The organism is Clostridium pabulibutyricum, assembly GCF_058242705.1.
Genome location: NZ_JBZAYZ010000002.1, coordinates 375,185 through 382,434, shown reverse-complemented (window position 1 = coordinate 382,434; position 7,250 = coordinate 375,185). Strand labels below are relative to the sequence as shown.

The 7,250-nt window shown below is 28.3% G+C and carries 8 protein-coding genes; 1 reads left to right on the top strand and 7 read right to left on the bottom strand.

Annotated elements, in window-relative coordinates; translation table 11 throughout:
• Positions 1–381 precede the first annotated feature (381 nt).
• Positions 382–1,671, top strand: a complete 1,290-nt coding sequence (locus tag AC4CVH_RS05155) for an NAD(P)H-dependent oxidoreductase (protein WP_490786665.1) — start codon at positions 382–384, stop codon at positions 1,669–1,671.
• Between the two features lie 86 nt (positions 1,672–1,757).
• Here the strand turns inward: AC4CVH_RS05155 and AC4CVH_RS05150 are convergent, their stop codons facing one another.
• The 7 genes from AC4CVH_RS05150 to AC4CVH_RS05120 all read right to left on the bottom strand — a co-directional run bounded on the left by AC4CVH_RS05150 (position 1,758) and on the right by AC4CVH_RS05120 (position 6,991).
• Positions 1,758–2,132: a transcriptional regulator GutM gene (locus AC4CVH_RS05150; RefSeq protein WP_490786664.1), complete on the bottom strand. Its 375-nt coding sequence runs from the start codon at positions 2,130–2,132 to the stop codon at positions 1,758–1,760.
• A gap of 10 nt (positions 2,133–2,142) precedes the next feature.
• Positions 2,143–3,096 (bottom strand): sugar-binding transcriptional regulator, encoded by a 954-nt coding sequence (locus AC4CVH_RS05145; RefSeq protein ID WP_490786663.1) that lies wholly within the window; start codon positions 3,094–3,096, stop codon positions 2,143–2,145.
• 145 nt (positions 3,097–3,241) lie between these two features.
• The gene (locus AC4CVH_RS05140) at positions 3,242–4,558 is read right to left on the bottom strand and encodes a sensor histidine kinase (RefSeq protein ID WP_490786662.1); all 1,317 of its coding nucleotides are present in this window, start codon (positions 4,556–4,558) and stop codon (positions 3,242–3,244) included.
• Between the two features lie 59 nt (positions 4,559–4,617).
• The gene (locus AC4CVH_RS05135) at positions 4,618–4,773 is read right to left on the bottom strand and encodes an aspartyl-phosphate phosphatase Spo0E family protein (RefSeq protein ID WP_490786661.1); all 156 of its coding nucleotides are present in this window, start codon (positions 4,771–4,773) and stop codon (positions 4,618–4,620) included.
• A 126-nt stretch (positions 4,774–4,899) separates the two neighbouring features.
• Positions 4,900–5,451, bottom strand: coding sequence for an accessory gene regulator B family protein (locus AC4CVH_RS05130; protein WP_490786660.1), 552 nt, complete (start codon positions 5,449–5,451; stop codon positions 4,900–4,902).
• Positions 5,423–6,124 carry a sensor histidine kinase gene (locus AC4CVH_RS05125; RefSeq protein ID WP_490786659.1) on the bottom strand — a complete coding sequence of 234 codons (702 nt, stop codon included), beginning with the start codon at positions 6,122–6,124 and terminating at the stop codon, positions 5,423–5,425. The genes AC4CVH_RS05130 and AC4CVH_RS05125 overlap by 29 nt, the downstream gene beginning before the upstream one ends.
• A gap of 723 nt (positions 6,125–6,847) precedes the next feature.
• On the bottom strand, positions 6,848–6,991 hold the full coding sequence (locus AC4CVH_RS05120) for a cyclic lactone autoinducer peptide (RefSeq protein WP_490786658.1): 144 nt from the start codon (positions 6,989–6,991) through the stop codon (positions 6,848–6,850).
• Positions 6,992–7,250: the final 259 nt, after the last annotated feature.

Genomic DNA, 7,250 nt, shown 5'->3' with positions numbered 1-7,250 from the left:
CCTTTTTCCTTATATCCCTTAATCATTCTGTTTATATGTCTAACAGTGCAGCCTAACTCAATTGCAGCTCTCTGCTTGTTACCATTACTATCTATTAACTTCTTAATAACTTTATATTTTAATTCTTCATTCATTTTTAAATATACCTTTCTAATCATGTCCACCTCATTTCTTTGTCATGAGGTTTATTATATTATAAATTTGCTTTTTGGGACATAATCAACTTTGGTATACTAAGACATTATCATCTTTCGTTCATAAAAACCGTATATACATGGGAAATGCTATTGACTTATTGAAAAAAAGGAAATATAATCTCTTTGAACAAAAACAAATATATTGAACAAATGTAAAAATAAAAAATAATATGGAGGTAATGATATGTTGGGGTTGAATTACAAATTAGCTGAATTAGAAAACGAAGGGGAATTTATTTGTATTGGTGTTATAGGAACAGGTCAGATGGGAAAGGCAATGGTCAGCCAGATGATTCTCATGAAGGGAATAAAGCCTTCTGTAGTAGTTGATATTAAAATAGAGAATGCAAAGCAAGCACTTATTTCTGCAGGTATAGAAAAGAGTGACATATTGTATGCAGAGACACAGGAAGAAGCGGATGAGTGGGTAAAACAAGGAAAGTACGTTATATCAACTAACAGTGATTTTGCTACTAAGTCCAAGGTTGTACAAGCAGTAATAGATGCTACGGGAGTAACTGAAGTTGGTGCTAAAATTGCGCTGGATACAATAACTAATAAAAAGCACATAGTTATGTTAAATGCCGAGGCAGATTGTGTAATTTCACCGATACTTAAGAAATTGGCTGATAATGCTGGAGTAGTATATACTGGTGCCGCAGGAGATGAACCGGGGGCAGTAAAAGAGTTGTATGATTTTGCAATAGCAGCGGGATTTGAAGTTAGAGTTATGGGAAAGGGAAAAAACAACAAGGTTGATTTGGATTGCAATCCAGATACAGTAAGAGAGGAAGCAACAAGAAGGGGAGTTAGCCCTCACATGCTTGCGGCATTTAAAGAAGGAAGTAAAACAATGGTTGAGATGGCTCTTATGTCAAATTCGACTGGACTTGTTCCTGATATCAGAGGAGCACATGGCATAGCAGCTAAGGTAAAGGAATTACCACAGAAGCTGTCATTAAAGAAAGATGGAGGAATTTTAGAAAAGTATGGAGTAGTTGAATATGTAAATGGAATAGCACCAGGAGTATTTTTGATTGTAACTAGTAAACTGCCGGAAGTTAGAAGAGAGATGGAATATTTAAGCATGGGAAAGGGTCCTAATTATGTACTTTATAGACCTTATCATTTATGCAGCTTGGAAACGCCGTTGTCAGCTGCTAAGGCTGTACTGGATCATCAGTCGACGATAGCGCCTTTAAATGGATTGGTGTCGGAAGTAATAACGGTTGCAAAAAAAGATCTTAAAGCCGGACAGAAGTTAGATGGAATAGGTGGGTATACAGTTTATGGAACAATTGAATTGGCAAAGGAAGCTGAGAAAATAAATGCACTTCCAGTTGGACTGATAGGAAAGGATACCATACTTAAACAAGATATTAAAAAAGGAAGTATTATAACATATGACATAGTTGAATTGAATGAAGACTCATTACTTCTGCAATTAAGGAAACTTCAGGATAAAATGTTCTAACAAGCTGAGAAACAGGTTTATAGTAAAAAACAATAATGTAAAGTAAAAATAATGCCTCCAAAAGGAGGCGTTATTGAGGTTTTAGTTTAATTGTCAGATATGGATTTTTCTATATTATTAATTGCTGCAAGTAGAGCGACATTTTGTTTATCAATAGGTTCATTCCTTGAAATCTCTTCTTTTAGTTTAAATATATTTTTACCTTGGATTTTTTCCATGGATTTGAATCGTGCAAAAATCGTGAGTCCCTTCATTTGTTCTCCTGTGATTATTTCTCCTGACTTACTGCTAACAAGTATTACGATTTGTCCCGGGTTTATTTTACCTTTTTGAATTCCTACACCTATGATGCCTCTGCCCTTAAACTTTTTTAAAGTGTTTTTATAGTTTATAATTTGAAAAACACTTAATAAACTTTGCAGGGCTACTAATATAAATATAACAAATAAGAGTTTTATCATGGTATTCCCCCTAGTATTTTTCATAAATTGTTTTAGCATTGCTGTAATTAGTTATTAAAACGTTGATTAATCCACCGTGTAAAGCTCCGGCAATAGCGTCTATTTTTTCTTTGCCGTTAGCTAGACCGATTACTGTTTTTATATTTTTTATATTATCTAAATTTGTTCCTATAACGCGGTCATTAAATTTGAAACCTTTGAAGTCTCCATTGATATTGTAGAATTGCAGACATATATCACCAACAGCGCCTTCTTTTTTAAAAATTTTTAAATCATTTAAGTCGAAATAACCGCTGCTCATCATTGTTGATTTTTCTACTACGGGAGAACCTATGCCAACGATTGCTATATCTACATTTTTTATCATTTCAAGTATATCATTTATACTTTTTTCTTTTAGAAAATCATTTCGAATATCTGGTTTGGATACCACAGCAGGTGCATGCAGTAACTTGAAGTTTCCTTTAAATGCCCTTGAAAGGTCCATTACAATTTGATTTGGATGAATTTCAATTTGAGTTTGACCTACACCTCCTACAAGGGGTAGGAAGGTTAAATTAAGCTTTGGATTTGGATTTATGTATCTTGCAATGTTACCTATAGTTGTTCCCATTGAAACGCCAATTTTATTGTTTGATTTTACTATGCGTTCCAAATAATCAGCACATGATTTTCCAATGTATTTTTTTTCAATATTTTCATCTGTATCATCGTCAACTATAAGCACTTCTCTGAGATTAAATTTTTTTTCAATATTTCTTTCTAAATTTCCGTAGTTGTTTTCGATAGAATTTACTACTTCAATTTTTACAATACCAGATTTTCTTCCCTGATCCAGTAATCTTGACACAGTAGGCCGCGAAATACATAATATATCGCTGATTTTATTTTGAGTTAGTGATTCTTCATAATATAGTTTACAACATTTTATCATTAAATTTGTTTCACCGATAATTTTTTTCATAATATATTTTCTCCTTTAATAAATAAAAATATATTTACAATTGTTCTAAAAATATATTTTTGTTCACTAAAATTATATTATCAAATTAATTAGAAGTCAATATTTTAATTTTAAAATTAAGAAAATATGAAAACATAGATTTGTACTATCTTATATTGAATTGAATCAAGAATGTTGTATAGTCAGGATTGGTGTTCAATAATATTTTACCATTGTTTTGTTCCACAAGTTTTTTAGTTATGTATAATCCAAATCCATGATCGCTTGATTTTTTAAGTTTTGTAGAAAAACCTCTATCAAAAATTTTATTTTGTATATTTTCTGGAACCATGTCTCCATTATCAGTTACTTCTATGAAAAAGTTGGTTTCTTCTATATATGTATCAATTGAAATTTGTTTGTCCTGAATATTAGATTTAGTTTGAAATGCCTCAAAAGCATTGTCCACTAGATTGCTTATAATGCTTATAAGCTCGTTTTCTTTTATATTTATGGAGCTGAAGGGTTCTTCTATAATTACTCTGAAGTCTATATTATTTTTAACTGCGTAATTGTTTTTTATGGATAATAAACCATCTATATAATCATTTCCGGTATTGAAAAATTTAAATGAAGAGTGGATTGTATCTGAAATTCCGGATACATATTCTTTTATTTTCTTAGAAGCGTCAGGTTTGTTTAATGAACATAATTTATGAATAGAATCTATATGAGTTACAAAGTCGAGCTTTTCCTGACGTATTATTTTTATTATTTCATTCATATTTTTAATTTGTTGTTTCTTGACTTTATAGTTTGATTCTATAATTACAACTTTTTTGTACTTCTTCAGTTCCTTGAATTCTGCTATTAAAAATATAAAGTATACTGCAAATATAAATATATTGTATAATTTTGTATTTCTTATATTTAAGAAACCAGAATTTATGCTGATTATGAATAGAGAAAATATTCCGCCCTGAACTATAATATTTGAAAATATGGTTCCTTCGTGCTCAAATAATTTAAGTTTTTTGAAATAGAGATTATATTTGAATAACAATATTACTGAAATAATCTGCAGTACTTTGGAAAATAATATAAACATATAAAAATATTTATTTGCTGTGTATAGTTTAGCAACATTTATATTGAATATGAATATTCCTAAAGTTTGAACAAGGTATTCTGTGACTCCAAGTATTACTATAAAAACACAAAAGATAGTAAAAGCATCAAATAATCTTATTTTAGTAATATAGCATAGCAACAAAGTTATAAATATAGATGAAAAAAATGAGTGATATATTTTTGAAATATGAAAAGTACTCCAGTTAGTGATAAGTATAAACAATATAAAAAATACGGCAGATTTTATTTTATGCCGAATTATAAATTTTTTTTTATCGTATAATGCTTCAAAAATTCCAAAGAGAAGCAAAGCTTCAATAGCATCCATAGTTATATCAAGAAAGAAATTCATAGACATTCTCCTCTGTTTTATGAAATTTTATAGTGTCAATTTTTTAAAATTGTAAAAAGCTAACTTACAGCCTGGCTTTTTTGTAGCAATTTGTAGTGACATACAATTAACTTGTCCAATTCTTGGCTTACTTTCAGTATTTCTTCACTGCTGTACTTGTCAGATAATAGCATTAAGTTTAGTTTTTTTCTCTTCTTTTCCAATAAAATATTCATTTACATTACATCCTTATCAATTTTTACTAACTTTTACATTATATAATATAGAAGTAAAAATTTCAAATAAAATTTGATAAAAATATTCCATATATACTAAAAAAGTCCATGGAATATTTTTATCAATTATATAAATTTGCCTATTATCATCATTACAGAGGCACTGAAGATTGATATTACAGCAGTTGCAGTAAATTCATTGGGAATAATATAGCATAATATACATAAACAAATAGTTATTACTACAGAAACTCGATTGAGCATTAGTCTTCTTTGAGAGCTTTTTATTCGTTTGTTTACATTATCTACAGGGGAGAATATCCAAATTAAGATTAATGAAATACCAAGCAGTAAAATTTTAGATATGCTGTTCAATATAATGTATTTTCCAAATAGAATTATTGATGCAAAAATTATAAAGCTAATAAAAAAACATCCCCAGTAGGTTTTTGCGTGATAGCCTCCAGAGAATAATCTTATAGGACAAAAAAAGAGTATGGATATTAAGAAATATTTATGTAAAGAAAGCATCCAAAATATTATAAAATAGGGAACAAATTTTGTAATTTCATCAAAAAAACATTCCATTCCATAGGTCATTTTTTTAAGTTCTAAGTCTGAAAACTCAGGATTTGATATGGAAATTTTTTCAACTAGAGAGTTTATTAAGTTGTTCATTATGTTCTACCCCCATTTCAAATTGAATTGAAAATGTTGTATTTTCAAGAGTACTTTCAAGTTGTATTTTTCCGTTGTTTTGTTCTACAAGTTGTTTTATAATATGAAGTCCAAAACCGTGGTCACTTGATTCAGAAGATTTTGTTGAAAAACCAGGATGAAAAATCTTATCACGAAGAGTATCTGGAATCATGTCGCCATTATCCGAGACCTCTATATAAAATTTATTTGCTTCTATAAAAGTGCATATTGAAATTTTTTTGTTTTCCATAGCTGCCTTTGACTGAAAAGCCTCGAAAGCGTTGTCTATTAAATTGCTTACAATGCTTATGAGCTGATTTTCCTTTATTTTCAATGAACTGAAAGGTTCTTCAATGAATACATCAAATTTTACATTGTTTTTTTCAGCATAATTGTTTTTTATAGATAATAGCCCGTCTAAGTAATCGTTGCCTGTGCTTATATATTTAAAAGAAGAATGTACTGTATCTGAAATTCCAGCTACGTATTCATTTATTCTTTCTATAGTATTTGGCTTGTTTAAAAGGCATAATCCCCAGATAACATTTATGTGGTTTGCAAAGTCGTGTTTTTCCTGGCGTATTATTTTGATTATTTCATTCATGTTTTTAATCTGATTTTCCTGGATTTTATAGTTTGCTTCAATTTTCACAATTCGTTTATACTCTTTTAATTCTCTAAATTCGAATCCTAAAAATATAAAATAAATTGTAAATACAATTATATTGTAGACTTTTAAATTTTTTATACTAAACATTCCAAAGTTTACACTGAATACAAATATACTAAAGATACCTACTTGAATTATTAAATTAGAAAAGATTGTACCTTCACGTTGGAATAACTTGAACTTTATGAAATAATCGCTATACTTAAAAATTATATATGTAATAAGTATTTGTAATACTTTTACTGACATTAGAAAAACATATAAATATTTAGGTATTGATATAATTTGACTTAAATTTATATTAAATATAAAAATTTCTATAATTTGAGCTAAATATTCTGTAATACAAATTATTATTGAAAAAGATAAAAATACAATTGATGAAGTAGATAATTTTATTTTTGTAATACAAGATAACAATATAATATCAAAGATTGAAATAAATAAAGAATGATAAACGTCATTCATATAAAGAGTACTGAAATATGTTCCAAGTACAAATAATATACAAAATAAAATTGACTTAATTTTGTGTTGAATTATAAATTTTTTATTGTTATATAAAGCCTCAAAAAGTGTCAATAAAATTAAAGCTTCAATGCCGTCTAATAATAATTCTCTTACAGTGTCCATTAAATGTCTCCTTTATGTATAATTCTACAAGGATTATATATATGAGGTTATAATCCTTATAGAACTAGAATGTTACTTTAAGAGTTCGTCAGGACACTTTGGCTGATAACTTGCGAAAGTTGATGTTGGAACTATAACCAGGGCAGATAAAAACAAAGCTGCAGAGCCTAATACTTTCATTGAATTTTTTACAAACATTTTCCTTAAAAATTTCATTTTATGGCCTCCCCAAAATATATTTAATTCTATATAATATAAAATTCTACATTAGTTTAAATTTTCCTTCACGATATATTAAAAATATATTAAAAAGTTTATTTTGCCAAAATAAACTTTTTAAATTGACACAGTCTTGTCACATTCATGATATAAAATAAAATTGTATCAAGATATAATTAATAAACAGCAAGTTTCCCTATACACAAAATAAATGCCAACTTTTGAAGTTGGCATTTGTTTTTGTGTTGTAAAATAT

What these genes read in the sequence shown, in the direction of transcription:
- AC4CVH_RS05135 (WP_490786661.1), bottom strand. Translation starts at nt 4,773, where the DNA reads ATGAATATTTTATTGGAAAAGAAGAGAAAAAAACTAAACTTAATGCTA.
- AC4CVH_RS05140 (WP_490786662.1), bottom strand. Translation starts at nt 4,558, where the DNA reads ATGAATTTCTTTCTTGATATAACTATGGATGCTATTGAAGCTTTGCTT.
- AC4CVH_RS05155 (WP_490786665.1), top strand. Translation starts at nt 382, where the DNA reads ATGTTGGGGTTGAATTACAAATTAGCTGAATTAGAAAACGAAGGGGAA.
- AC4CVH_RS05150 (WP_490786664.1), bottom strand. Translation starts at nt 2,132, where the DNA reads ATGATAAAACTCTTATTTGTTATATTTATATTAGTAGCCCTGCAAAGT.
- AC4CVH_RS05120 (WP_490786658.1), bottom strand. Translation starts at nt 6,991, where the DNA reads ATGAAATTTTTAAGGAAAATGTTTGTAAAAAATTCAATGAAAGTATTA.
- AC4CVH_RS05145 (WP_490786663.1), bottom strand. Translation starts at nt 3,096, where the DNA reads ATGAAAAAAATTATCGGTGAAACAAATTTAATGATAAAATGTTGTAAA.
- AC4CVH_RS05130 (WP_490786660.1), bottom strand. Translation starts at nt 5,451, where the DNA reads ATGAACAACTTAATAAACTCTCTAGTTGAAAAAATTTCCATATCAAAT.